30 protein-coding genes are annotated in these 23,649 nt (G+C 37.0%); 6 read left to right on the top strand and 24 right to left on the bottom strand.

What is annotated here, in order from left to right:
* The first annotated feature begins 19 nt into the window (after positions 1–19).
* The 6 genes from accD to recO are packed head-to-tail and all read left to right on the top strand — an operon-like array spanning position 20 to position 4,302.
* The gene (accD, locus tag F3G69_RS04275) at positions 20–934 is read left to right on the top strand and encodes an acetyl-CoA carboxylase, carboxyltransferase subunit beta (RefSeq protein ID WP_149714513.1); all 915 of its coding nucleotides are present in this window, start codon (positions 20–22) and stop codon (positions 932–934) included.
* A 2-nt stretch (positions 935–936) separates the two neighbouring features.
* A complete protein-coding gene (locus tag F3G69_RS04270; RefSeq protein ID WP_084041273.1) occupies positions 937–1,392 on the top strand; it encodes a 23S rRNA (pseudouridine(1915)-N(3))-methyltransferase RlmH in 456 nt (151 codons plus the stop codon).
* Between the two features lie 10 nt (positions 1,393–1,402).
* The gene (gene dksA / locus F3G69_RS04265; RefSeq protein ID WP_035167251.1) at positions 1,403–1,759 is read left to right on the top strand and encodes an RNA polymerase-binding protein DksA; all 357 of its coding nucleotides are present in this window, start codon (positions 1,403–1,405) and stop codon (positions 1,757–1,759) included.
* 9 nt (positions 1,760–1,768) lie between these two features.
* Complete coding sequence (locus F3G69_RS04260) at positions 1,769–2,767, top strand: uroporphyrinogen III synthase HEM4 (RefSeq protein WP_149714512.1); 999 nt, start codon at positions 1,769–1,771, stop codon at positions 2,765–2,767.
* On the top strand, positions 2,764–3,687 hold the full coding sequence (locus tag F3G69_RS04255; protein ID WP_149714511.1) for a tRNA dihydrouridine synthase: 924 nt from the start codon (positions 2,764–2,766) through the stop codon (positions 3,685–3,687). Before F3G69_RS04260 ends, F3G69_RS04255 begins: the two co-directional genes overlap by 4 nt.
* Positions 3,688–4,302, top strand: a complete 615-nt coding sequence (gene recO, locus F3G69_RS04250) for a recombination protein RecO (RefSeq protein ID WP_103600005.1) — start codon at positions 3,688–3,690, stop codon at positions 4,300–4,302.
* Between the two features lie 273 nt (positions 4,303–4,575).
* On the opposite strand, the gene F3G69_RS04245 is transcribed toward recO, so the two are convergent.
* The 24 genes from F3G69_RS04245 to obgE all read right to left on the bottom strand — a co-directional run bounded on the left by F3G69_RS04245 (position 4,576) and on the right by obgE (position 23,537).
* Positions 4,576–5,334 carry a tRNA 2-thiocytidine biosynthesis TtcA family protein gene (locus tag F3G69_RS04245; protein ID WP_103600004.1) on the bottom strand — a complete coding sequence of 253 codons (759 nt, stop codon included), beginning with the start codon at positions 5,332–5,334 and terminating at the stop codon, positions 4,576–4,578.
* Positions 5,331–6,014, bottom strand: a complete 684-nt coding sequence (locus tag F3G69_RS04240) for a 5'-methylthioadenosine/adenosylhomocysteine nucleosidase (protein ID WP_149714510.1) — start codon at positions 6,012–6,014, stop codon at positions 5,331–5,333. Before F3G69_RS04240 ends, F3G69_RS04245 begins: the two co-directional genes overlap by 4 nt.
* Positions 6,011–6,940, bottom strand: a complete 930-nt coding sequence (gene fabD / locus F3G69_RS04235) for an ACP S-malonyltransferase (RefSeq protein WP_149714509.1) — start codon at positions 6,938–6,940, stop codon at positions 6,011–6,013. The genes F3G69_RS04240 and fabD overlap by 4 nt, the downstream gene beginning before the upstream one ends.
* A gap of 9 nt (positions 6,941–6,949) precedes the next feature.
* Positions 6,950–7,552, bottom strand: a complete 603-nt coding sequence (locus tag F3G69_RS04230) for an FKBP-type peptidyl-prolyl cis-trans isomerase (RefSeq protein WP_223154487.1) — start codon at positions 7,550–7,552, stop codon at positions 6,950–6,952.
* A 56-nt stretch (positions 7,553–7,608) separates the two neighbouring features.
* Positions 7,609–8,451 (bottom strand): tetratricopeptide repeat protein, encoded by an 843-nt coding sequence (locus F3G69_RS04225; protein ID WP_149714508.1) that lies wholly within the window; start codon positions 8,449–8,451, stop codon positions 7,609–7,611.
* 17 nt (positions 8,452–8,468) lie between these two features.
* On the bottom strand, positions 8,469–8,975 hold the full coding sequence (locus tag F3G69_RS04220) for an OmpA family protein (protein WP_021090913.1): 507 nt from the start codon (positions 8,973–8,975) through the stop codon (positions 8,469–8,471).
* Positions 8,976–9,039: 64 nt separating this feature from the next.
* Positions 9,040–10,296 carry a Tol-Pal system protein TolB gene (gene tolB, locus F3G69_RS04215; RefSeq protein WP_103600000.1) on the bottom strand — a complete coding sequence of 419 codons (1,257 nt, stop codon included), beginning with the start codon at positions 10,294–10,296 and terminating at the stop codon, positions 9,040–9,042.
* Between the two features lie 24 nt (positions 10,297–10,320).
* Positions 10,321–11,268, bottom strand: coding sequence for a TonB C-terminal domain-containing protein (locus tag F3G69_RS04210; protein ID WP_149714507.1), 948 nt, complete (start codon positions 11,266–11,268; stop codon positions 10,321–10,323).
* 1 nt (position 11,269) lies between these two features.
* Positions 11,270–11,668: a biopolymer transporter ExbD gene (locus F3G69_RS04205; protein WP_021090535.1), complete on the bottom strand. Its 399-nt coding sequence runs from the start codon at positions 11,666–11,668 to the stop codon at positions 11,270–11,272.
* The gene (locus F3G69_RS04200) at positions 11,669–12,253 is read right to left on the bottom strand and encodes a MotA/TolQ/ExbB proton channel family protein (RefSeq protein ID WP_051288435.1); all 585 of its coding nucleotides are present in this window, start codon (positions 12,251–12,253) and stop codon (positions 11,669–11,671) included. It lies immediately after the preceding gene.
* On the bottom strand, positions 12,254–12,643 hold the full coding sequence (gene atpC, locus F3G69_RS04195) for an ATP synthase F1 subunit epsilon (protein ID WP_084041261.1): 390 nt from the start codon (positions 12,641–12,643) through the stop codon (positions 12,254–12,256).
* An 18-nt stretch (positions 12,644–12,661) separates the two neighbouring features.
* Positions 12,662–14,059, bottom strand: a complete 1,398-nt coding sequence (atpD, locus tag F3G69_RS04190) for a F0F1 ATP synthase subunit beta (protein WP_085657716.1) — start codon at positions 14,057–14,059, stop codon at positions 12,662–12,664.
* Between the two features lie 11 nt (positions 14,060–14,070).
* Positions 14,071–14,958: an ATP synthase F1 subunit gamma gene (atpG, locus tag F3G69_RS04185; RefSeq protein ID WP_103599998.1), complete on the bottom strand. Its 888-nt coding sequence runs from the start codon at positions 14,956–14,958 to the stop codon at positions 14,071–14,073.
* 9 nt (positions 14,959–14,967) lie between these two features.
* Complete coding sequence (gene atpA, locus F3G69_RS04180) at positions 14,968–16,485, bottom strand: F0F1 ATP synthase subunit alpha (RefSeq protein WP_103599997.1); 1,518 nt, start codon at positions 16,483–16,485, stop codon at positions 14,968–14,970.
* 14 nt (positions 16,486–16,499) lie between these two features.
* A complete protein-coding gene (locus F3G69_RS04175; protein ID WP_103599996.1) occupies positions 16,500–17,030 on the bottom strand; it encodes a F0F1 ATP synthase subunit delta in 531 nt (176 codons plus the stop codon).
* Positions 17,030–17,542 (bottom strand): F0F1 ATP synthase subunit B, encoded by a 513-nt coding sequence (locus F3G69_RS04170; RefSeq protein WP_103599995.1) that lies wholly within the window; start codon positions 17,540–17,542, stop codon positions 17,030–17,032. Before F3G69_RS04170 ends, F3G69_RS04175 begins: the two co-directional genes overlap by 1 nt.
* A 9-nt stretch (positions 17,543–17,551) precedes the next feature.
* Positions 17,552–17,974: a FoF1 ATP synthase subunit B' gene (locus tag F3G69_RS04165; RefSeq protein ID WP_103599994.1), complete on the bottom strand. Its 423-nt coding sequence runs from the start codon at positions 17,972–17,974 to the stop codon at positions 17,552–17,554.
* Positions 17,975–18,069: 95 nt separating this feature from the next.
* Positions 18,070–18,930, bottom strand: a complete 861-nt coding sequence (locus tag F3G69_RS04160) for a ParB/RepB/Spo0J family partition protein (protein ID WP_103582421.1) — start codon at positions 18,928–18,930, stop codon at positions 18,070–18,072.
* Between the two features lie 15 nt (positions 18,931–18,945).
* Entirely contained in the window at positions 18,946–19,728 is a 783-nt protein-coding gene (locus tag F3G69_RS04155) for a ParA family protein (protein ID WP_103580395.1), read from the bottom strand.
* Positions 19,725–20,360: a biotin--[acetyl-CoA-carboxylase] ligase gene (locus tag F3G69_RS04150; protein ID WP_149714506.1), complete on the bottom strand. Its 636-nt coding sequence runs from the start codon at positions 20,358–20,360 to the stop codon at positions 19,725–19,727. Before F3G69_RS04150 ends, F3G69_RS04155 begins: the two co-directional genes overlap by 4 nt.
* A 1-nt stretch (position 20,361) precedes the next feature.
* Positions 20,362–21,150: a bifunctional hydroxymethylpyrimidine kinase/phosphomethylpyrimidine kinase gene (gene thiD / locus F3G69_RS04145; protein WP_149714505.1), complete on the bottom strand. Its 789-nt coding sequence runs from the start codon at positions 21,148–21,150 to the stop codon at positions 20,362–20,364.
* Positions 21,151–21,174: 24 nt separating this feature from the next.
* Complete coding sequence (gene fmt / locus F3G69_RS04140; RefSeq protein ID WP_149714504.1) at positions 21,175–22,080, bottom strand: methionyl-tRNA formyltransferase; 906 nt, start codon at positions 22,078–22,080, stop codon at positions 21,175–21,177.
* Between the two features lie 16 nt (positions 22,081–22,096).
* Positions 22,097–22,432, bottom strand: a complete 336-nt coding sequence (locus F3G69_RS04135; RefSeq protein WP_149714503.1) for an EF-hand domain-containing protein — start codon at positions 22,430–22,432, stop codon at positions 22,097–22,099.
* A gap of 46 nt (positions 22,433–22,478) precedes the next feature.
* The gene (gene obgE / locus F3G69_RS04130) at positions 22,479–23,537 is read right to left on the bottom strand and encodes a GTPase ObgE (RefSeq protein WP_103599989.1); all 1,059 of its coding nucleotides are present in this window, start codon (positions 23,535–23,537) and stop codon (positions 22,479–22,481) included.
* Positions 23,538–23,649: the final 112 nt, after the last annotated feature.

Genomic DNA, 23,649 nt, shown 5'->3' with positions numbered 1-23,649 from the left:
AATATAAGTGGGTAAAAATATGAATTTCTCAGATATTTTTTCAAAGATAAGAAAAGCTCAACCTCGTCCAGAAGAGGCACCTACACACTGGGTAAAATGCGATAACTGTCACTCACTGATGTACTACAAAGAAGTTGAAGCTTGTTTTAATGTATGCCCGAAATGTGGCTATCATATGAGATTAAAAGCTACTGATCGCATAAATTTGATCTGTGATGAAGATAGCTTTGTAGAATTTGACGCGAATTTAAAACCGGTAGATCCATTAAATTTTGTTGATAAAAAATCATACAAAAAAAGAATTACAGAGAATAAAGAAAAAACAGGACGCACAAGCTCAGTGATATGCGGCGAAGGTAAATGCGACGGACAAGAGATCCAGCTAGTTGTTTTTGATTTTGGCTTCATGGGTGGTTCATTGGCTTCAGTTGAGGGTGAAAAGATCGTAAGAGCGATAAAACGAGCAATAGAAAAACGCCAAGCTTTAGTCATAGTGAGTGCTTCAGGTGGAGCTAGAATGCAAGAGAGCACATTTTCTTTGATGCAGATGTCAAAGACTTCAGCGGCTTTAAAACTGCTTGATGAGGCGAAGCTACCATATATTTCTGTACTTACTGATCCGACGATGGGTGGTGTTAGTGCCTCTTTTGCTTGGCTTGGAGATCTAATAATCGCTGAACCTGGCGCTTTAATAGGCTTTGCTGGTCAAAGAGTTATCAAACAAACCATTGGTGCTGATTTACCAGAGGGATTTCAAAGAGCTGAGTTTTTATTAGAGCATGGCTTAATCGATGCTATCGTGCCAAGAAGCGAACATAAAAAATATATAAGCGATATGGTTAAATTTCTCACAAATAACAAGACAATGCATCAAAAAGATAAACAAGACGAGAGTGAAAACAACTTTGAACTAAAGCTAAAAACCAAAGGCTAAATTTGGAAATTTCAGTTTTTAGCATTCAAAAATCATCACGTGACAACTTTGAAAACGAAATACAAGAATATATAAAAATGAGTGCAAAATTTGCCAAGATAAACGATAAAGTCTTTTTCAATGAAAAAATAGCAAAAGCTCAAAGTACTGGAAAAAGCGAAGCATTAAGAGCTTATGATGAAATTTACGAGCCAAATTTAAAAGGCTTTTGCGTAATGCTTGATGAAAATGGCTTGCAACTTGACAGCCAAGAATTCGCACAAATTTTAAACTCAAATTCACAAATTAACTTTTTCATAGGTGGAGCTTATGGCCTTAGCCAAAATTTAAAGAATAAAGCACAAAAAATCGTAAGTTTGAGCAAGATGACTATGGCGCATAAGGTTGCCAAGCTTGTACTTTTTGAACAAATTTTTAGAGCACTTTGCATAAATGCAAACCACCCATACCACAAATAAAGGAATATAAATGACACAAACTGAGCTAAATTTTTTTAAAAAATTACTTGAAGAAAGAAAATTACAGATCAAAAAAAATATCTATGATTCATCTGTTGAAGTAAATGGTTTAAGAGATAGTGGTGTAAGCGATGAGTTTGATATAGCCTCAGTGAATACAGACCAGCTAATCGAGCATTCGATCTCGACGCAACAAAGAGCGGAGCTATCAGAAATAGATGAAGCACTAGAGAAGATAGCAAACAAAACTTATGGAATTTGTGATATGTGTGAAGAGGAGATCAGTATACCGCGACTAAAGGTAAAACCACATGCAAAATACTGCATAACTTGCCGTGAAATAATCGAAAAAACAGCAAAAAACTAAGGAGAAAACATGAAAACTAGAAAATTTCTCGTCTATTGCATAATCTACATAGTAGTTGTTGCAGGACTTACTTATTCTCTTAATAGTTCTGATTACACATTTGAGCTTTTAGGCCAAACTATAACTTTGCCAATTGCTATTTGGGTCGCTCTTCCAGTAGCTGTTTTAGCACTTCTTGCCCTACTTCATATCGCTTATCATGGATATGCTTTTTATAGATATAAAAAATGGATCAAAAAAGATAGCCAGCTTTATAAAGACTTAGCTAAAGAGACGCTTCTTGGCTTTGAGAGCAACAAAGACTTCAAAACCGACACTTACAAGATCGCCTCACAGCTTACTCGTTCTATCTCACCAGTAGGCGAGTTTAAAGATGTCGGTGTAGATGATGCTGAGATAAACAATATCTTACAAACTATAAAAAGTATAAAAAATAAAGAAATCGTCGATCTAAAGAAATTTAGATTAGCAAAAGATAGCAAGTTAAATATCCTAAATGAGCTAAATAAAATCGAGCAACTACCTACTTACTATCTTGACATACTTAAAAATCAAGATCAAAACGAGAGCCTTAAAAAAGCTGCATTTGATAAACTCATAAAAGTAGCTTCTTTTAGCGAGATCAAAAGATTAAATTTTGAGCTAGCAAGTGAAGATATAATGCTTATTATTACCCGATTTGTAAATGACGAGATCGATCTAAGCAGTGATGAAATTTTTGATCTTTTAAACAATGCCAAAATAACAAAAGCTCAATACGATAAAGCAGCCGTAATGCTTAAAAATAAACTAAAACCAGATGCATTTATCGGCATCTTTGAAAAACTAAAAAGCATCCATGCTGACGCTGATGAAGCCTACGTATATGCGCTATTTGAGCTTCAGATGCTTGATAAAGTAAGAGAGGCTATCGAAGGTAGCGATCCAGATGAGTTTAAAGAGATAAAGGTCTTACTGTTTTTACGAGATAACGGCAAAATGGTGCCTAGCTCGTTATTTTTTAAATGATAGACTTTAGCAAAAAGCCACTTTTCTTAGCACCTCTTGCTGGCTTTTCTGACTTACCATTACGAAGCGTAGTTAAGAAATTTGGCTGCGATGTCACTGTTAGCGAGATGATCAGCGCAAATGCCTTGGTCTATGAGAGCAGTGACAAAACTCTTGAAATGCTTAAAAAATCCCCAAACGAAGAGCCTTATGTCGTTCAAATAGCTGGTAATGACATAGAAAATATAAAAAAAGCTGTGCAGATCATCAATAAATTTGATGGAATTTATGGGCTTGATCTAAACTGCGGCTGCCCTGTGCCAAAGGTCGTTAGACAAGGAGCGGGTTCTGCTTTACTAAACGATCTTGATAAGCTTCAAAGTATAATCTCAGCCATAAAAAGCACTTCAAACAAGGAAAGCCTAAGCGTTAAATTTAGACTTGGCTTTAACGATAAAAATGAAGAAAAAATCGCGAAAGCTTGCGAAGAAGCCGGCGCAGACTACATCGCAGTACATGGACGCACAAGAGCTGGCGGATATAGTGCAAAGGTTGATTACGAAGCGATCGCTAGAGTAAAGGCGAGTGTAAAAATTCCAGTCATCGCAAATGGCGATATAAATGCGCAAAATGCAGATGAAATTTTAAACCTTACAAAGTGCGACGCCCTAATGATTGGTAGAGCAAGTATTGGTAATCCTTGGATATTTCACGAGATAAAGACCAAAACTAGCGTAGATAAGGCACTAAAACAAAAGATCATCCTAGCTCACTTTGATGCGATGATCGAGCACTACGGAGAGCATGGACTTTGCATATTTAGAAAGCACTTGCATCAATACAGCAAAGGCATCGACGGCGCAACAACCTTTAGAAATGATATAAATTTTATCAAAGACGTGACAGCGATGAGAGAGCGCATAAGGGAGTTTTTTGCCTAGATGCAAGGCTACATCCTGCGTGTGCAAAAGGTCAGAGACGAGGACCTTTTAGTCTTTGTGCTAACGCCAAATTTGCTCGTAAAGTCGTATAGATTTTTTGGTGCACGCCACTCAAATATCATGACTGGCTACAAGATCGACTTTGAGCTAGAGCAAGAGGCAAAATTTCTACCAAAGCTTAGAAGCATACTTCATCTTGGCTTTAAATGGCTGTTAGAGCGTGATAAACTCATCATTTGGCAGCAGTTCATGCGCCTACTTTATGATCATCTAAAAGAGGTCGAGCAGCTCGATGAAATTTACTTTAACGAGCTTGATCGCTGTGCCAAACAGATGCAGCTACAAAATCCAAAACGCCTTATCATCGAAAGCTACGTTAAAATTTTAGAATATGAAGGTAGGCTTCACAGCGAGCTTGAGTGCTTCATCTGCGACGAGGAGATAGAAAACGAGCTTTGCCTAACTCGTGGCTTTTTGCCCTCTCACAAGCACTGCCTTGATAGGAGCGAATTTGACGCTGGTAAGATAAAAAATTTGTTTGATACAAAAAGTACGATTGAGCTAAATGACGATGAGATAAACCGCCTTTATAAAATTTTACTTGACGGCCTTTAAGAGCTATACTTGCTATTTTAAACATTTTTTATATTACTTCTTAAAGCATATGACTATTTTTTAAGCTCCAATTTTCTAAGTTATAAAATTCTAACCAGTAGCTTTTTCGCACTAAATGCTTTTGTATTTGTTGTATATGATAGTTTTGATTTATGCACAAGTACAAGAATTTCATCTATTCATACATTTTTTATTTATTTTGATACGAGCTAATTAAAATAGAGATATTTATAGCTTGCTTCTTGGGATTAGTCCCAAAAAGCGAGTAAAATTTTACTCTTCACTGCCTTCATTGAGAGCAAAAAAAGTATCAGTATGGATATTTTCAAATGATGCTTTTAGCGAAGTAAAAAGCTTTGGATTTTCTTTTTCTAAGGTTGCTAAAAGCTGTTTGGTTTCATACCTAGCATGCGGCATCTTTACGTCAAATCTCATTGCAGGGCATGCTTCATCGCCAATGACTCTTAATTCATTTTTGATAGCATTTTCGCGAAGCTGTCTCTCGCGAACAAAGATAAATGGCCTAATAACCGTGATGCCATTTTTTGCAGTATATTTTGGAGCAAGCGTCCTTAGTGCACCATTATAGGTAAAATTCATAAAAAAGCTCTCCGCTGCATCGTCTAAATGATGAGCAATCGCGAGTTTATTAAAACCATGCTTTAAAGCGTAAGTATAAAGATAACCTCTTCTCATACGAGAAAAGAAACTACAAAAGCTAGAATTCTTACGGATTTTCTCTTTTGAAATTTCAAAGATTGAGCTATCTATTACTTCGTGCTCTATTCCGTGCTCATTGCAATGCTTCGTAAGATAAGCGTAGTCCTCACCCATGCCGTAGCTTAGCGTTACTGCTTTAAACTCAAATTTTTCAGGTGTAACGTTTTGGATATGCTTTAGTACGTGAGCTAGTGCAAGGCTATCCTTACCGCCACTAAGGCCAAGCAATATCTTATCTCCGCCCTCTATCATCTTGTATCTAGCATTTGTCTGACCAACTTGCCTAAGAAGCCTTTTACTAAGCTCTATCATAAGCTTTCTACCATTTCAAGTATAAATTTTGCACTAACATTTGCTGAATCTTGCAAAAATTTATCAAAGTCAAACTCTGCTGCATCACCAGCTCCATCGCTGATAGCTCTTAGTATAAAAAATGGCACACCAAGTGTTTCGCAAACTAGTGCAACGCTAGCACCTTCCATCTCTGTTGCGCTCGCATTAAATATCTTTTTAATCCAAGTTTTCTTTTCATTATCGCAGATAAACTGATCTCCAGTCGCAATAATACCAGCACTTAAGCTCATATCTTTTTTATCAGCTATCTTTTTTGCCAGTTCATTTAACCCTACATCACTTTCGACAAAGATACTTGTGCCTGGCACATAGCCATAAGGATGGCCAAAAGCCGTAATATCAAGATCATGTTGCACTAAGCTAGTAGCATAAAGCATATCGCCTATTTTTAAACTCTCATCAAGTGAGCCAGCTACGCCGGTAAAGAGCAATTTTGAGGCCTTAAATTTTTCTATCATCAAAGTTGCTGTTATAGCTGCATTTACTTTGCCTATCTTTGAATAGGCAATAACTAGCTCTTTTCCTTTGTAGTTTGCTAAGTAAAATTTATTATTTGCATATTGAACAGTTTTATATTCACCAACCATTTCAAGGATCGGTGTTATCTCCTCTTGCATAGCTCCTAGTATCGCTATCATCTCTCCTCCAAAATTTTCACAACTTCTTCAAGACTTGCCATATCAGTAATACTATAAGTTGGCTTTTCAGTAATTTTTTTATTGATGCCCTTTAACGTCGCAGCACCAAGCTCGATAAAACAATCAACATTATTTTCATAGTTTTTAATGCTTTGTTTATAGCAAACTGGTTTTATTAGCTGCTCTTTTAGCAGAACTAGTGCTTCACTTTTATCGGTATAAATTTTAGCATTTACGTTTGAGACAACTGGAGAAAATTTGGCAGCCAAAGTACTCTCAAGCTCACTTGCCAACCTAACACTAGCTGGCTCAAGTATCGGACAATGGCTTGCTACTGACATATTTAAAAGCATTGCTCTTTTTGCGCCAGCTTCTTTAAATTTTGCTTCATAGCTAGCAAGATCGGCTCTTACGCCAGCGACAACGATTTGTCCATCGCAGTTATAGTTTGCAGCATAAATTTGCAAACCTTCTTCTCTTGCTTTTTTACAAATTTCTTCAACCACTTCATCACTAAGTCCAAGAACTACCATCATGCCAGCATCTTTGCCGACGCAGGCTTCTTGCATAAATTTACCACGTAAATTTACAAGCCTAATCGCATCAATAAAATTAAATGCTCCACTAACTGCAAGAGCGGTAAATTCTCCAAGTGAGTGCCCAAGACTAAATTCTGATTTTTCTTTAATAAAATTTGAAAAAGCCAAATAAGTCATTAACGAGTTTAAAACAATAGCTGGCTGAGTAAATTCTGTTTTATCTAACTTATCGTTTTGTGTGAATAAAAGCTCTTTATAATCAATGCCAGTATCATTACAAGCATCATTTAAAAGTAACTTAGCAGTAGAAAAATTTTCGTAAAAGTCTTTTCCCATACCAATACTTTGCGAGCCTTGGCCCGCAAAAACAAAAGCAAATTTTTTCATTTTAGCTTCTTAGTGATGGTGATGTCCGTGTCCACCGCAACCGCAACCACCATCCTCGTGTCCGTGTCCATGCCCGTGTCCATGACCCCCGCAGCACTCATGCTCATGTTCATGATCGTGACCACCGCAACCGCAAGTATGAGCCCCAGCCACCATGCCTGTTGCTTTTTCATCTTCTGTTGCATCTCTAACTTCTAAAACTTCAACATTAAATAGTAAATCTTTACCAGCATATGGGTGATTAAAATCAACTGTTACTTCGTCATCTTTGATCTCTTTAACAATAACACGAACGCTTGAGCCATCCTCATTTTGACCAAAGAGCTCCATTCCTTCATGTAAATCTATACCAGCAAACTGCTCTTTTGGTAACGACTGAATGGCTTCATTATTATATTCACCACAACCCTCTGCCGCCTTTACACTTATAGTTGCTCTTTCACCTGATTTTAATTTGCTTACTTCTTCTTCAAGCTTTTCTATAATATGACCATGCCCTGTTATAAATGAAATTTGTCCACCTTCTTGCATGTTTGACTCTAGAATTTCACCAGTGTTGGCATCTTTTAGTTCGTAAAACATAGTTATAACTTGATCTTTACTCACAATAATCTCCTTAGATTTGATTTTTTGATTAATGTGAGATTATATCTAAAAAAGATTAAAATTTAGTTTCTATTGGGAGAGGCTTTGGCTTCTTTGCTATCTGGATAACCGACTTTTAGAGCCTTATAAAATCTATTTGCACTTTGCGTATCACCTATCTTATCAAAGCTTATAGCTGTGTGATATAGAAGTTTTGGTGTATAGTCAGCCTTATCTTCGTCCTGTATACTTTTTTTGTAGTATTGTATAGCTGTGCTGTATGATTTTTGACTGTAAGCAACTTCACCTAAATAATAATTTGTTGCACCAGTTTTATAGCCTTTTTTATTTAAATATTCAAAATATCCAGCTGCTTCTGTGCTATTGCCAGAATTTAGAAGTTTAATGCCATCAGCCAAAATATCTTTATCGCTTTTTCCACTAAAATTTGAAGTTGGCTTACTTTGTTGTTTTGGATTTGCATTTTGCTTTGGTTGGGCAGCATTTTTATCCATTATTGCACCTAATTTATTTAAGGCAGCAGTAATATTTTTGTAGTTTTTGTCTTGTATATCTCTAGTTTCATCGACATAAGCCTTCAGTGATGTCAAACTTACACCAGAATCACTTATGCCACCATTTACCTTCGTCTCTATATCATTTATTCTTTGCTCAAGCTTATTCATTCTAGCACTCATGCTCTCAATCAAGCTTTGCAAACCTTGAAGTTGTTCTAAAACATTATTCATATTCTCTTCAATATTTTGAACGCTTCGCTTATTATTTAAGGTAACTTTTTCATTATCAGTTAGACCATATGGATTCGCACTATCCATATTGCCTGCATCAAAAGCTGAAATCTCTTGGCCAGAGGTAATGGAGATAGTGGCTCCAATCAGAGCCACTACAATTATTTTTTTGTTCATTATTATTTAATTATAAATTATGGAAGTACTTTGAAATCTGCACGTCTATTTTGAGCATCGCAAGCTTTTGTCTTGTCTGTACAAACTGGATTGCTTTCTCCAAAACTAACTACAGCGATTCTATCAGCACTAACGCCATTTCTTACAAGAGCATCTTTAGCACTTTTAGCACGTTTTAAACCAAGAGCATAGTTATACTCATCTGTACCCCACTCATCGCAGTTACCTTCTACTTTTATAGAAAGAGCTTGAGCGTCAGCTTGGTTGAATACTGATGCATTTGAGCTAACAACACCTTGTTGATCAGCTTTTATATTAAATTTATCAAAGTCAAAGTATACACTTTTAACTTGACTCTCGATATTAGCAATAAGAGCTGCTAATCTATCAGCATCGCTCATGCTACCTGAATTGTCTGCAGATTGATTTGAATTTGAATTCATATCAACTTCAGGGTTTTTTGAGCTACAACCGCTCAACAATAAAGTTGCAACTGCAACACTTGCTAGAACTACTTTTTTCATTCCTTATCCTTTTTTAGAAATTTGGTCGAATTATATCACAAAAATTTTAAATTTTATCAGAATATTACCAATCTATAGATTGAATTTTTCCTACTTTTAAAGGAAACTGAAAACTTCTGTTTTCATTTAGCCTAACAACACCTAGTGAACTTTGACCGCCAAGCTCTTTTATAAAGACAACACTTTGCCCATCGCTTGAGAATCTTGGATAGTTATTTTTGCCATTTGCTGTAAGCTGTCGTATAAAATCCGTTTGAGTTGAAATTAGATATATATTAAAACTACCGCTTGCTTCCCTGCTTGAATAAACAACATAATTTTCAAATGTGCTTACAGAGTTATTATTCTTACCATGAAATACCATTTGTTCAACGCTTCCGCCAGAAATCGCAGGAGTTGCAAAAACATTAGGATAACCAAGCCTATCTGATACAAAAACTATCTTACTATCATTATCTACAAAATTTCCATTTACATCTATACCTGGATAATTAGTAATCTGCGTCAAATTTTTGCTATTTGTATTATAGATAAATATATCTGGTTGATCTTTTGGTGCCATAGTTAATAAAATTTTACTTCCATCTTTACTAACATCTGAGGCTATGAGCATGCCAATGCTATCAATTATCTTTGTTTTTGTGCCAGAATTTAGATCATATCTAAATAAAGTTGGTTTATTATTTACATAAGATGTATAGTAAAATTTACTTTGATCAGCTCCAGCCCATTTAGGAAAAATATTTAGTCCGCCACTTACTATGGTCTTTTGATATGTAAGTGTATAATCTGCAACTATGATAGAGCTTTGGCGAGCTGAAGTATATTTTGAAAGAATAATAAATTTTTCCATCCAGCCAACTGGTGGTAAATTGAGCTCATTAGTAAGCTCAACTATACTTTTATGCGCCAAAAACGGATACTTTGCGCCATCTGGCATAGTATAAACCTTCTCATATCTTGTAGTTGCTGTTTTAGCATTTATCAGTTTTACTCTCAAAGTAAGAGGTGAGCCCATAGAGCCTTCAAGAGCATATCTAAAGATAAGCTCGACGCCTTTATCGCTCATTGTATTAGTAGTCGCATCCCCTTCATAGGTAGAAGGCACATGATCTTCGATTACTTCAAAATCGGAACTAACCTTTAGATCTCCTAGCATGACTTTAAAGAATTTATCTTTAAAAGCCATATCGCTAACAGCAGTTGTTGCATCTTGCAAAGCTATCTTTGGCAAGGCAATACCTTGATTTACAACAGATATGGTCGCATCAGCAGCATAAAGCCCTAGAGCAACACATAAAAAAAGAAAAATTTTCTTCATCTCTACTCCATAATTTTATAAATTTTAGTTTATTTTATCTTCTAAATTTAAATTAAAAGTAGTGCTTTTGTCTGGATTGAATGGAAATTTCTCCATTGTAAGTTTTTCTAAGCACTCTCTTACTTTTGCGTTAAATTCTTCATTATATGATAGCTCTAAAATTTCATAGCTAAAATTTCCGCTCTGATCTATCATAACTTTAACTTTAGCCAAATTTGCAGAATCAGCCTTATAGCTTTGCCATCTTCTTTGAATTTGTTTTGTTATCGCACCCATTAGTGGATCGTAAGTACCAGTAGATTGTGATTTTGGAGCAGTTGGATTTTGATCTATCTTTAAACTCTTTATTATATCACTAGCTTCTTTTGCGGCTTTTGAACTAGAAGCTTCGCTTTTTTTACGGCTTTGCACTTTATTTTCGGCCTTTTTTATACCATCATCTTTTTTGAGTTTTGTAGGGTCTATGTCACTAAAGAGGTCTTTTATATTTGGCTCTTTTAGTTTTGGCTTTTCAACTGGCTTTGGTGTAGGCTTAGGCTCAGGTTTTGGCTCTGGCTTAATATCTTCTTTGGGTTCTTCACTTGGTTTTAAAATTTCTGGTTTTGGTTCTGGTTTTTTAGGCTCAGGTTTTGGTTCCTCTTTTGGAGGAGTTGGTAAGCTTGGGGTAGGCAATGGTTCATCTGGTACAACAGGCTTATTTGTAGTCTCTTGTTTATCTTCTTCAGATTCCTTTTTAGGTTCAGGCTTTGTCTCCTTAACTACTTCATCTGCTTGTTTTGGAGCTTTAATGGTTTGATCAACTTCTCTATCAACCATAACCACATCCATAATAGCATCTTTATCATCGGTATATTTTTTAGGAGGTTCTGCAAAAAAAGTAAGCTTTATAAACAAAACAAGTATAATAATAACGTAAATACAAGATGCTACAAGAAACGAACTAAGCGTTGGAAATTTAACTTTATTTGACATTTTAACCGTTTGTCTCTAAAGCTACTTTATTAAAACCAGCACCTTTCAAAGTCTTTAATACAAACATAACATCATCGTATTTTAAATTTTTGTCAGCTTTTATATAGATAGGCGAGGTTTTATCATATTTTGTACTCATTAATGCGATATTATCAGGAAACTCAGCAAGGCTCATAGTACTCTGATCAACTCTAACTTGTCCTTGCGAATTTATAGATACTATAAGGTCTTTTTGCTTAGATGTTGAAGTTTTTGCCTTTGAACCATCCGGAAGAGTAATATCCTCTTGATATGTTATGGTTGGCATAGTAACCATCAAAATGGCTAGTAAAACAAGCATAATATCAACAAGAGGAGTTATATTTAGCTCTGGTGTCTCATCGGTAAATTTAACGGCCATTTATAGTATCTCATCATCTTTTTTAAGTGCTATCATTACATCAGCCTGACGCTCAATAACACTCATTAATTCATAAGCTTTTCTTTTTATGAGTAAGTTAAATGTATATGCTGGGATGGCAACAAAAATTCCGCAACCAGTTGCAACAAGTGCCTCTGAAATAGCTGGAGCGATAATACCAAGTGATGAACCTCCGCCATTTCCAAGCTGTGAAAATGTCTCTAAAATAGAAACAACGGTTCCAAAAAGACCGATAAAAGGCGAAGTAGATGCTATTACACTTAGCCACGTTAGTCCACTTGTAGCATTTTTCTCGGCTATGCTTATACATACATTTAGCTTTTCTCTTGAGATTCTTCCATTTGCACATTTTCTCAAAGACGAATCATTTGGAATATTTTTAGCACCCATAAGCAGTGCTTCAAGTGCATTTTGCTCACGTTTTTGCCAAGCTCCAATACCAGCCATTCTTGAAAAAAGAATTGTAAAACTAACTATAAAATATATTGACAGCCAAGTTAAAACAATAATTGTAATAAAACTACTTCTTTGAATGTAATTTAAAAATAAATCTATACCGCCCACTTATCTAGTTCTCACTACATTTTCCATTTTAGATATAGTTGCTGCAAAAGCATTTGTATCACTACTCATGCTCTCTATCAAATTTCTAGCAGCTTCCAATGAATTTGCAAGCTCACTTTCACTATCGCCAGAGACATAAATCGCACCGTCAGCAAGTATTACTACCTTGCCTTCGTCAATCTTTGCATAGCCCCAGTTAATTGCAACAACATCATGTTTTTTATTTTTATGTTCTATATCTATAATACCTGCTTTTAAAAGAGATATTAATGAGGCATGGTTTGGCAAAACACCAAACTCACCCTCGCTACCTGGAAGCACTACACTACTCACGTCATCATTAAATATCTGACCTTGAGGAGTTACGATCTCTAAATGTAATTTATCCATTACGCTTCCTTTTTAAATTTAAGCCTTAAGTTTCTCAGCTTTAGCTAAAGCCTCATCTATATTTCCAACCATATAAAATGCTGCTTCTGGTAAGTGATCATATTTACCCTCTAAAATTCCCTTAAAGCCAGCTATATTTTCGTCAAGACTTACATATTTACCAGGGCTACCTGTAAATACTTCAGCAACAAAGAATGGCTGAGATAAAAATCTCTCGATCTTTCTTGCTCTATCAACTGTTAACTTATCTTCTTCGCTAAGCTCATCCATACCAAGGATAGCGATGATATCTTGAAGATCTTTATATTTTTGGAGCACAGCTTGAACGCCGCGAGCTACCTTATAGTGATCTGCTCCTAAAATTTGAGGATCAAGCATTCTTGATGTTGAATCAAGCGGATCAACAGCCGGATAGATACCTTTCTCTGCGATCGATCTGTTAAGAACTGTCGTAGCATCAAGGTGAGCAAAAACAGTAGCAGGTGCTGGGTCAGTAAGGTCGTCCGCAGGAACGTAAACAGCCTGAACAGATGTAATCGAACCTTTTTTAGTTGACGTGATTCTCTCTTGGAATTTACCCATCTCACTTGCAAGAGTTGGCTGGTAACCAACAGCTGATGGAATACGTCCAAGTAGAGCTGACATCTCTGCACCAGACTGAGAGAAACGGAAGATGTTATCGATAAACATCAAAACGTCAAGTCCCATCTCGTCACGGAAGTACTCAGCCATTGTAAGACCAGTTAGTGCGATACGATTTCTTGCTCCTGGTGGCTCGTTCATTTGGCCATAGCACAAGGCAACTTTATCCAAAACGTTACTTTCTTTCATTTCGTGATAAAGGTCATTTCCTTCACGAGTTCTCTCACCAACGCCTGCAAATACAGAGTAACCGCTATGTTTAAACGCAACGTTGTGGATAAGCTCCATAATAATAACCGTTTTACCAACACCAGCACCACCAAATAGGCCTACTTTACCGCCCTTTGCGTAAGGAGCTAGAAGGTCGACTACCTTGATACCAGTTTCAAAAATTTCACTCTTTGTGCTTTGCTCTTCAAATGGAGGAGGATCGCGATGGATAGACCAATGCTTATCAAAATTTACTCCCTCGCCCTCGTCGATCAAATCACCGACGACGTTAAAAATTCTTCCCAAAACTTTTTCGCCGACCGGGACGCTAATAGGTGCACCAAGTGCTTTAGCCTCTAAGCCACGAGTCAAGCCCTCACTCATATCCATAGCGATCGTTCTAACTCTATTATCACCTAGGTGAGCAGCAACTTCTAATATTAGTTTATGTTTCTTGCCCTCAACCTCAAAGAAAACTTCGATAGCTTCATTGATCTTCGGCAAGTAGTCATTAAAGTCAACATCGACCACAGGGCCCATAACTTGACTAATAACACCCTTCATTCATACTCCTTTTATTTCATTGATTCAACACCACTGATGATCTCAATAAGCTCAGTGGTAATAGACTCTTGTCTTGCTTTATTGTAAGCAAGATTTAACTGTTTGACGCGTTGTTTAGCATTGTTTGTTGCATTATCCATAGCTTGCATTCTAGCGCTGTGCTCAGCCGCCAAAGAGTCAACCAAGGCATAATACATACTATACTCAAAATATTTATTGAGCAATTCATCCATAATCTTAGTATAGTTATCTTCTGGCTCAAATTCCATCAAAGAATTTGTCTCAACAGCAACTATCTTAGACGGCTCAATAGGCACAATATCATTTACTCTAATCTCTTGAGAAATCATATTTTTATAACCATTGTGTATTAGCACGACTTTATCAGTTATGCCATTTGTAAAGTCATCGATGGCATCTTTTATGATTTTTTGAGCTTTTTCATATGTAGGAGAAGAGCTAGCTCCGACGTAAGTCTCGAGTAGCTCAAGGCCTTGAAAATTGAAAAATTCTATACCTTTTTTACCAACAGCTCTTAGTCTGACCTTGATCTTTTTGGCTTTTAGCTCATCAATCATGCGCCTAACTGTCTTTATAGTTTGGACATTAAAGCCACCGCAAAGCCCTTTATCAGCGGTAACAAATATAATATCAACCTTTTCTACACTCTTTGTTGTGTTAAAAAATTTACTCTCAGTCATAACTGAAGCATATTGATTGATCTTATAAGCTATCTCTGATAAAACCTCATTGATCTTAAGAGCGTAAACTCTAGAGTAGCGAGCAGCCTCTTCGGCTTTGCGAAGCTTTGCTGTTGAGACAAGCTTCATCGCACGCGTCGTCTTTTGAGTGTTCTGGACGCTCTTGATCTTTCGTTTTATATCTTTTAAATTTGACATATCTTAGCCCTAGTTAGCGGCAAAAGTCGCTTTAAAATCTTTCAACGCTTTATGTAAAATTTCTTCTACTTCTTTATCAAGAACCTTTTTAGTTCTGATTTGCTCAAAAATTTCAGGGTATTTTGCCTCAATATATGGATATAGCTCAGCCTCAAATTTTGTTACATTTGCAGTTGCAACATCATCTAAATAACCCTTAGCACCAGCAAATATTATAACCACTTGATTCTCAACTGGAAGCGGAGAATATGGAGGCTGCTTTAGTACTTCAACCATCTTTTGACCGCGCTCTAGTTGTTTTCTTGAGCTCTCATCAAGGTCACTTGCAAATTGAGCAAACGCTTGTAGCTCGCGGTACTGTGCAAGGTCTAGTCTTAGTGTACCAGAAACTTGTTTAATAGCTTTGATCTGAGCTGCACCACCGACACGAGATACAGAAAGACCAACGTTGATCGCTGGGCGGATACCTGAGTTAAATAGGTCACTCTCAAGGAAAATTTGACCATCTGTAATAGAAATAACGTTTGTTGGGATATAAGCTGAAACGTCGCCTGCTTGAGTCTCAATAATAGGTAGAGCTGTTAAAGATCCCGCACCTAGTGCGTCATTTAGCTTACTTGCTCTTTCAAGAAGTCTTGAGTGAAGGTAGAAAACGTCGCCTGGGTAAGCTTCACGACCTGGTGGTCTTCTTAAGATCAAAGACATCTCGCGGTAAGCAACCGCATGTTTTGACAAGTCATCATAGATGATTAATGCGTGGCGAGAGCTATCTCTAAAATATTCACCCATTGTTACACCAGCATAAGGAGCAAGGTATTGAAGCGCAGCTGCGTCACTAGCACCAGCATTTACAACTATCGTGTAGTCCATAGCGCCATATTCTTCAAGTTTTTTAACGACTTGAGCAACGGTTGATTGTTTTTGACCGATAGCTACATAGATACAAATAACATCTTGACCCTTTTGGTTGATGATAGTATCGATAGCAACTGTTGTTTTTCCAGTTTGGCGGTCACCGATGATTAGTTCTCTTTGTCCTCTACCGATTGGCACAAGTGCATCGATCGCTTTAATACCTGTTTGAAGTGGCTCATGAACACTCTTTCTAGCCATGATACCTTTTGCTTTTTCTTCAACAAAGCGAGATTCGGTAGCTTCAATTGGGCCTTTTGCGTCGATTGGCTCACCTAGTGAATTAACAACACGGCCGATCAATGCATCGCCAACTGGAACGCGTAGAAGTTTTTTAAGTCTTTTTACAGAACTTCCTTCTGTGATACCGCTAGTTTTTCCAAGGATAACTATACCAACACTGCTCTCTTCAAGGTTAAGAGCCATACCCTTTTCGCCGCTTTCAAACTCAACCATTTCGCCAGCCATAACGTTTTTCAAACCATAAACGTTAGCAACGCCATCAGCGACTGAGATGACTTTACCGGTCTCTTCTACATCAACACTTAAATCAAAATTTTCGATACGCTCTTTGATTATCGTGCTAATTTCGTCAGCTTTAATTTTTACACTCACGCTTTCACTCCTTTTTAAATTGCTTTTAATATATATTCACTCATTTGACTTTTTAGTCTGTCGATAGAGAAATTTACCTCGACACCTAAATCGTCTAACTCAACTTTTACGCCGTTGTAATCGCTCTTTGAGCCATCAAGCTTAATCTTAGAGTTAAATTTCTTAGAGAAATTCTCTTCCAAAGCTTTCAGCTGCTCAGCGCTTAGGTCAAAATTTCCAATAACCTCGCCACGATATGTATTTTCAAGCAAAGATTGCTCTATCTTCATCTCGTTTAAGATCGCTGGGATAAGCTCCAGTCTTTTATTTGCGCCAAGAAGCTTAATAAAATTTGCAAATTTGACATCTTGACTTTTAACCAAAGATAGTACAAAATCAACCTTTTGTGAAGCCTTTAAAGTAGGCAAACTTATAATGCTTTTAAATTTATCGCCAGCAAAAGCAACAGCTAGCTCTGATAAATTTTCAACAAATGCATTAAGTTCATTGGATTTTACATCGCTTAAGATCGCTTTTACGTATTTTTTAGCTACTACTTCATTCATTAGCTAACCTTTTTAAGTATAATATTTACAAGCTCTTTTTGATCGACTTTTAGGCTATCGCTTGAGAAAATGTCGCTCAAAATTTCATTTACAACGCCTTTTGTCATCTTGCGCTCTTCAAATTCTTTTTGCTCTTTGTAGCTCTTTTGAAGATTTGCTATATCATTTTGAGCGTCGCTTTTAACCTTAGCAGCTAAATTTAAAGCCTCTTTTTTAGCAGTTTCGATTAGGGAATTTGCATTTTGTTTAGCTTCCTCAACACGTTTTAGAGCATCATCTTTTTTGGCTTTAGAATCGCGTAGCTTCTCTTGGATACTTTCAAGCTTATTTGCGATCCTGTCAATTCTGCTTTGATAAAGAGCTTTTAGTGGCTTAGCTACAAAATATACCAAAATAGCAAAGAAAAGTAAGAAGTTTAGCGTTCTCTCTACTATATCGTAATTTGTTCCGCCATGCCCACTAGCATAAGCTAGAAATGGAAGTGCTAGAAAAAATAAAATTTTTATCTTCATAAAATTCCTTTAAATTTTAGAGAGCTTGGCATTTAAAGCCGCTCTAAGTTCAGGTAGTTTAGCTGATAGATCTGCCTTTAAGTTATCTTTCTGGGAGTTTAGAGCATTTAAAAATTCATTGTAATCAGCCTCTAAACTAGTTTTTACAGCATTTACTTCTTTTAAAGACTCTTCTTTTGCCAAATTTAAGGCTTCTTGCCTTATTTTATTGGCTTCAGTCCTTGCGTTTAATATAATCTCTTCAATCTCTTTTTCATGAACACTTAGATCACTTGCATTTTTACTAGTACTCTCTTCATCATTTTTTATAGAGGCATTTCTGTCATCTATGAATTTGAGCATTGGCTTATACAGCAAGGAATTCAAAATAGCGATCAATACCAAGAAAACGACAGCCGTTAAAAGCATCAATGGCACATCTATTTCTAACATCCACTCTCCTTATTTTATCATTAAGTTTTATTTAATATTCAAATTAAAGTCTGATTTTACAATAAATTACTAAAAATAAAAATAAATTTGTAATTCTATTTTAGCCTAGCAATAAATTCTTCCACCTGTGAAATATTATTAAATTCTAAAACTAGATTGCTAGATTTTACTTTTGTCTTTATCTTTAAATTTTTAAAAATTTCTTGTAAATTTGATAGTTTTTTACTCATTTCCTCAGAAATTTTTGGCTTTTTGTCTTTTATCTCTTCCTTATTTTTTATCTTTTTTACTAAAATTTCTGTGTCTCTAACGCTTAGCTTTTGACCAATAATCGTATCAACAACCATCTTTTCTTCTTCAGTACTAAGTCCAACTATAACTTTAGCGTGACCTTGCGTTAGCTTATCTTCTTGTAAAAGTTTTTGTGTGTAGTCGCTAAGAAGTAAAAGCCTCATCGTATTTGTTATTTGAGTTCTACTTTTATGAATGATATTTGCCAAGCCATCTTGTGTGATCTTATACTCATTTATGAGCTCTTTATACGACTTTGCAAGTTCGATTGGATTTAAATTTTCACGTTGGATATTTTCGATAAGCGCAAGCTCTCTTAAATTTTGAGACTTGATATCAGCGATGATTGCCTTTATCTTGCTTGCTCCAAGCATCTTTGTAGCGCGGTATCTGCGCTCGCCAGCTATTAACATATAGCCATCATCTTTTTTGATGACGATTATTGGCTGGATCAGTCCGTGCCTTTTAATACTGGCACTTAGCTCTTTTAAAGCTTCCTCGTCAAAATGTGTTCTTGGCTGGTATGGGTTTGGTAAAATTTCATCTATATTTATCTCTTCGACTATCTCAGAGTCATTTAAATTTGCAATCTCTTTGCTGTAGGCTTGCTCTACATCTTCAAGTATCGCGCTAAGTCCTCGCCCTAATCCACCTTTTTTAGCCATTTTTTTCCTTATTTTTTAGTTTAAAATACAATATGCCAAATTTTGATACGCGATTGAGCCAGGCGATTTTATATCATAAAGTATCACTGGCTTACCAAAACTTGGGCTTTCAGCAAGTTTCACATTTCTTGGAACGACCACAAATTCATCCTTGCTGTCTTTACTTTTAAAGAGCTTGTTTTCAAAATGCTGTTTTAAATTTGCAATTGTCTCTTTTGAGAGATTATTTTGCGAACTAAACATAGTTGGCAAAAAACCCTTTATGTTAAGCTTTGGATTTATCGTTTTTTTGATGATCTTAACTGTATTTAGGATCTGTGCCAAACCCTCAAGTGCGTAAAATTCACACTGGATAGGGATGATCACACTATCGCTTGCACTAAGAGCATTTATCGTAATGCTTCCAAGTGCTGGAGGACTATCGATGATGATAAAATCATAATCGTTTACAACTTCTGAAATTTTATTTTTAAGGATCAGTTTATAATCCTTATTTTGATCGTTAAATTCTTGTTCAATACCGACAAGCCCTATATTTGACGGAGCTAAAAAAAGTGTTGGGATCTCAGTTTTTAAGACGATTTGCGAGAGCTTTTTTCTATCTGTTAAGACGTGATAGATGTTAAACTCATAGTCACTTCTACTAAAGCCAAGTCCAGTTGTCGCGTTTGCTTGTGGATCGATGTCTATCAATAATACTTTTTTCTCAGCAACCGCCAGTGATGCGGCTAAATTTACGGCTGTTGTGGTCTTGCCAACGCCGCCTTTTTGATTAGCTATTGTTATTATCTCGCTCATCTTAAAGAATATACCTTTTCCCCATTTAGTAAGATCGCTCCATCCTCGCAGATTTCAGCATCCTGAAGCGAAACAGCTCTATTTGCAATATGCGTAATAAAACCTTTTGACTTGCAAAAGTCTATCCTAAATTTGCTAAAAATTGGCTTCCATAAAATCTTTTTATCAAGCATGCTAACAAAGCCCCAAACTAGCTCATCTACGCTAGTTTTTATATCCAAAATGTCCGCATTTTCAGGCGCACTCGTTAAATTTATCCCCATGCCACAAATATAAATTTCATCGACTTTATTTGTCAAAGTGCCGCCTATTTTGCGCTCGTCCACGTAAAAGTCATTTGGCCATTTTAACCAGCACTTTGAGCCAAGTTCGCTCAAGACTTCACGCATCAACATAGAAAAATATATCGAGATCGAAGGTGGTGGTATGTCGCTTGGCAACTCATCTTCGCTTATACAAAATGACATAAATAAATTTCCGCCAAGCCCCTCCCAGCTGTTACCGCGGCTGCCGATGCCTTTGGTTTGATTATACGCCACAACCATATGTGGAGCTTTTATCTCGCCGTTTTTTAGGGCGTCTATCAAAAATTCCTGTGTCGAAGGCAGACTTTGAAAAAACTCTACTTTCAAATCACACCTTAAATTTATAGAAGTGATTTACCGGATTTTGTCCGCCACCGATGATGACCGCGTTTTTGATAGCGTTAAAGATATAATCATGCGCATTTTTTACGCTCTCTTTTAGGCTTTGACCATTTGCTAAATTTGAAGCAATCGCACTTGATAGCGAGCAGCCTGAGCCGTGAGTCGCAGTAGTTTTTATGCGCTCATCGCTAAAAATTTCATATTCACTGCCATCATAAAATATATCAAGCGACTTGCCGTCAAGCTCGCCACACTTTAGATAAACGCTCTTTGTGCCAAATTTCAAAAGCTCCTTGCAAGCCTCTTTTAGCTCGCTCTCGCCCTCTAGCTCACGCTTTAAAATTTCACGTGCTTCAAAGATATTTGGCGTGATCACGCTTGCAAGTGGGAAAAGCTCCTCCACGATCGCATCTTTTGCCGCACCTTCTAGCCAGATATCGCCATTTTTACAGCTCATAACTGGGTCAAGCACGACTGGCGGTAAATTTCTGATCTCTCTTAGCGTTTTTGCTACGCATTTTATGATATCCACGCTTGGGACGACGCCTATTTTTATCACATCAACTCTTATATCATCAAATATCGCTCTTATCTGATCCTCGATGAGCTTAGTTTCAACTAGCTGCATGCCAAATATGCCCTTTGTGTTTTGAGCAGTGACCGCCGTAATCGCCCCCATCGCATAGACGCCGTGTGCTATAAATACCTTTATATCAGCTAAAACTCCAGCTCCACCGCTTGGATCAACACCTGCTATACTTAGCGCATTTTTCATATTTTCTCCTATTAAATTTGATTATTACTCTATCTTGTCGCCAACGCTAAGACGCTTGCCATTTATATATGCTTTTGCGTTTGTTGGCTTTTTGCTTGGCTCTTGAAGCTCGTAAATTTTGACCGCCCCGACCTTGCAAGCAACCACAACGTGGTCTTTTTCTACGCTTAAAATTTCTCCGCTTTTGCCATTTTTTTCACTTAGCTCAAGCGATAAAATTTTTAGCCCACTCTCTAAATAAATCCCTGGCCAAGGTGTAAGCGCACGAAATTTATTATAAATTTGCCCCGCATCTTCATCAAAGCTAAAAAGCCCGTCGCTTTTACTTATTTTTTTGCAGTGCGTAGCTTGTGCGTCATCTTGCTTTTGTGGTTTTAAATTTTCAAAATTCTTAAGTACTTTTACTATTAGCTCACCGCCAAGCTCGCCTAGCTCACTAAAAAGCTCGCTTGACATCTTCGTCTCACAAGGCGTGTAGATGAAGTCCAGCATATCGCCAGTATCAAGGCCAGCGTCCATTAGCATTGCAGTCACGCCAGTTTGCTTCTCGCCTGATAGGATCGCACTTTGTATAGGGCTCGCACCTCTATATTTTGGTAAGATAGAAGCGTGTAAATTTATACAGGTGGCGACGTCTAAAACGCTTTGGGGCAAAATTTTGCCATAAGCTGCCACCACGATAAATTTAGGCTCAAATGCCTTTAGCTCGCTAACTACCGCCTCATCTTTTAGCGTATTTGGGGTAAAGACTGACACGCCTGCTAGCTCGTTTTGTGCGTAAATTTTGACCTCACTTGGGGTTAAAATTTGCTTTCTGCCAACTGGCTTATCAGGCTGGGTAAAGACCGCTTTTATATTAAAGCCAGCTTCTTTTAGGTGCCTGAGTATCCTAACGGCATAATCAGGCGTCCCCATGAAAACTACATTCATCACTTTCCTTTAAATTTCAACGACTTTTATTTTGATCTGCTTTTTGACTGCTTGGCGGCCAAGAGGCGCATGGATCTTCTTGCCAGTCAATCTTTTGAAATATCAAACTTCCTAGCTCATTAATGCTAACTTTGCCACTACGATCAAGATCCAGCCTCTTAAATTCCTCACTAGCGCATAGATCTGGTGCTATTTTTAGCACTGATGGCACTTTGCAAGATGTCCACTCATCTAAATTTAGCATGCCGTCACGATCTATGTCATTGTAATCCAAAAACATATATGCCGGATCCGCTGGATCACAGCTATATACACCAAGACAAAATAGCATAAAGCAAAAAATTTTCTTCATTTTATACTCTCAAATTTCTATGCCCAAAGCACTAAAAAGTCGCAACTCAAAGCTCATTTTTTAGCAGCTCAAGCAGTGCAAATTTAAGCTCGTCAATGTTTTCGTTTGTCGCTGATGAGATCGGCAAAATAAAATATGGTTTTGAATGATCAAAGCTGAGTAAATCTTGTTTGTAGATAAATTTACCGTTTTGCTCTGGATTTAGCTTTAAAAATTTTATAAATTCTTTTATGTTTTCATCTAAATTTTCCGCCGCATCGACTCTGGTGATAGCGATAGCATAGTCTCTGCTAGCAAGCACGCTTGAAAATTTAGCGACCTCCTCTTTTAGCACACTAAACTGCTCGCTCATACTTCTATAGTTTGCTCCGTCTATCATGAAAAGTAAAATTTTATTTCGCTCGATATGTTTTAGAAATTTAACACCCAAACCGCGTCCATCGCTCGCTCCCTCGATAATACCAGGGATGTCAGCCATGACAAAGCCACTAAACTCATCGACCTCAACAAGTCCAAGCTTTGGCGTAAGCGTTGTAAATTCGTAGTTTGCGATCTGCGGTTTGGCATTTGATACTGTTGAAATAAGCGTTGATTTACCAACATTTGGAAAGCCCACCAAACCAACATCAGCAATGAGCTTTAACTCGAGCCTTACTTCAATGCTCTCTTCAGGCATGCCTTTTTGTGCGTATTCTGGAGCTTGATTGATAGAGCTTTTAAAGTGGAAATTTCCGAGTCCGCCTTTACCGCCCTTTAAAAATAGTGTCTTTTGACCCTCGCTAACTATATCGCAGAGCAGCTCATTTGTCTGTGCATCATAAACAGCTGTGCCAGGAGGGACTATGAGTTCTAAATTTTCGCCCTTTTTGCCAGTCATTCGCTTACCCATGCCAGCTTCACCATTGCCAGCCTTCATGGCTCTTTTACCCTTATAGTTTGCTAAAGTATGGGTATTGTTGTCACAAACAAAATAAACATCTCCGCCATCTCCGCCATCTCCGCCATCAGGACCACCTAAAATGACGTGTTTTTCACGGCGAAAACTCACAGCTCCAGCTCCACCATGTCCCGAACTTAAAGTCAATCTTGCACTATCTATAAACATTTTTTACCTTAAATTTTTTATTTGGATTATATCCAACTTTACTGAAATTAAATCGTGATATCTTGATTAAAATAAAGCAAATATAAGCACCATGAAGCTCGAAATATAGAGT

The sequence above is a fragment of the Campylobacter concisus genome, from assembly GCF_902460625.1.
GTDB classification, from domain to species: domain Bacteria; phylum Campylobacterota; class Campylobacteria; order Campylobacterales; family Campylobacteraceae; genus Campylobacter_A; species Campylobacter_A concisus_AD.
Note: the sequence above shows the minus strand (reverse complement) of the source record. Positions and strands in the feature narration are given on the sequence as shown.

Excerpts from the sequence above, each read along its gene's own strand:
- F3G69_RS04205 (WP_021090535.1), bottom strand. The coding sequence starts at position 11,668 with ATGGCCGTTAAATTTACCGATGAGACACCAGAGCTAAATATAACTCCT.
- thiD (WP_149714505.1), bottom strand. The coding sequence starts at position 21,150 with ATGAAAAATGCGCTAAGTATAGCAGGTGTTGATCCAAGCGGTGGAGCT.
- recO (WP_103600005.1), top strand. The coding sequence starts at position 3,688 with ATGCAAGGCTACATCCTGCGTGTGCAAAAGGTCAGAGACGAGGACCTT.
- obgE (WP_103599989.1), bottom strand. The coding sequence starts at position 23,537 with ATGTTTATAGATAGTGCAAGATTGACTTTAAGTTCGGGACATGGTGGA.
- F3G69_RS04220 (WP_021090913.1), bottom strand. The coding sequence starts at position 8,975 with ATGAAAAAAGTAGTTCTAGCAAGTGTTGCAGTTGCAACTTTATTGTTG.
- fmt (WP_149714504.1), bottom strand. The coding sequence starts at position 22,080 with ATGAATGTAGTTTTCATGGGGACGCCTGATTATGCCGTTAGGATACTC.
- F3G69_RS04135 (WP_149714503.1), bottom strand. The coding sequence starts at position 22,432 with ATGAAGAAAATTTTTTGCTTTATGCTATTTTGTCTTGGTGTATATAGC.
- F3G69_RS04175 (WP_103599996.1), bottom strand. The coding sequence starts at position 17,030 with ATGAATGAAGTAGTAGCTAAAAAATACGTAAAAGCGATCTTAAGCGAT.
- atpG (WP_103599998.1), bottom strand. The coding sequence starts at position 14,958 with ATGTCAAATTTAAAAGATATAAAACGAAAGATCAAGAGCGTCCAGAAC.
- fabD (WP_149714509.1), bottom strand. The coding sequence starts at position 6,940 with ATGAAAAAATTTGCTTTTGTTTTTGCGGGCCAAGGCTCGCAAAGTATT.
- F3G69_RS04165 (WP_103599994.1), bottom strand. The coding sequence starts at position 17,974 with ATGTTAGAAATAGATGTGCCATTGATGCTTTTAACGGCTGTCGTTTTC.
- F3G69_RS04225 (WP_149714508.1), bottom strand. The coding sequence starts at position 8,451 with ATGAACAAAAAAATAATTGTAGTGGCTCTGATTGGAGCCACTATCTCC.
- dksA (WP_035167251.1), top strand. The coding sequence starts at position 1,403 with ATGACACAAACTGAGCTAAATTTTTTTAAAAAATTACTTGAAGAAAGA.
- atpD (WP_085657716.1), bottom strand. The coding sequence starts at position 14,059 with ATGAAGGGTGTTATTAGTCAAGTTATGGGCCCTGTGGTCGATGTTGAC.
- F3G69_RS04210 (WP_149714507.1), bottom strand. The coding sequence starts at position 11,268 with ATGTCAAATAAAGTTAAATTTCCAACGCTTAGTTCGTTTCTTGTAGCA.
- accD (WP_149714513.1), top strand. The coding sequence starts at position 20 with ATGAATTTCTCAGATATTTTTTCAAAGATAAGAAAAGCTCAACCTCGT.
- tolB (WP_103600000.1), bottom strand. The coding sequence starts at position 10,296 with ATGAAGAAAATTTTTCTTTTTTTATGTGTTGCTCTAGGGCTTTATGCT.
- F3G69_RS04245 (WP_103600004.1), bottom strand. The coding sequence starts at position 5,334 with ATGATAGAGCTTAGTAAAAGGCTTCTTAGGCAAGTTGGTCAGACAAAT.
- atpC (WP_084041261.1), bottom strand. The coding sequence starts at position 12,643 with ATGGATAAATTACATTTAGAGATCGTAACTCCTCAAGGTCAGATATTT.
- F3G69_RS04155 (WP_103580395.1), bottom strand. The coding sequence starts at position 19,728 with ATGAGCGAGATAATAACAATAGCTAATCAAAAAGGCGGCGTTGGCAAG.
- F3G69_RS04160 (WP_103582421.1), bottom strand. The coding sequence starts at position 18,930 with ATGGCTAAAAAAGGTGGATTAGGGCGAGGACTTAGCGCGATACTTGAA.
- F3G69_RS04260 (WP_149714512.1), top strand. The coding sequence starts at position 1,769 with ATGAAAACTAGAAAATTTCTCGTCTATTGCATAATCTACATAGTAGTT.
- F3G69_RS04240 (WP_149714510.1), bottom strand. The coding sequence starts at position 6,014 with ATGATAGCGATACTAGGAGCTATGCAAGAGGAGATAACACCGATCCTT.
- F3G69_RS04170 (WP_103599995.1), bottom strand. The coding sequence starts at position 17,542 with ATGAAGATAAAAATTTTATTTTTTCTAGCACTTCCATTTCTAGCTTAT.
- F3G69_RS04255 (WP_149714511.1), top strand. The coding sequence starts at position 2,764 with ATGATAGACTTTAGCAAAAAGCCACTTTTCTTAGCACCTCTTGCTGGC.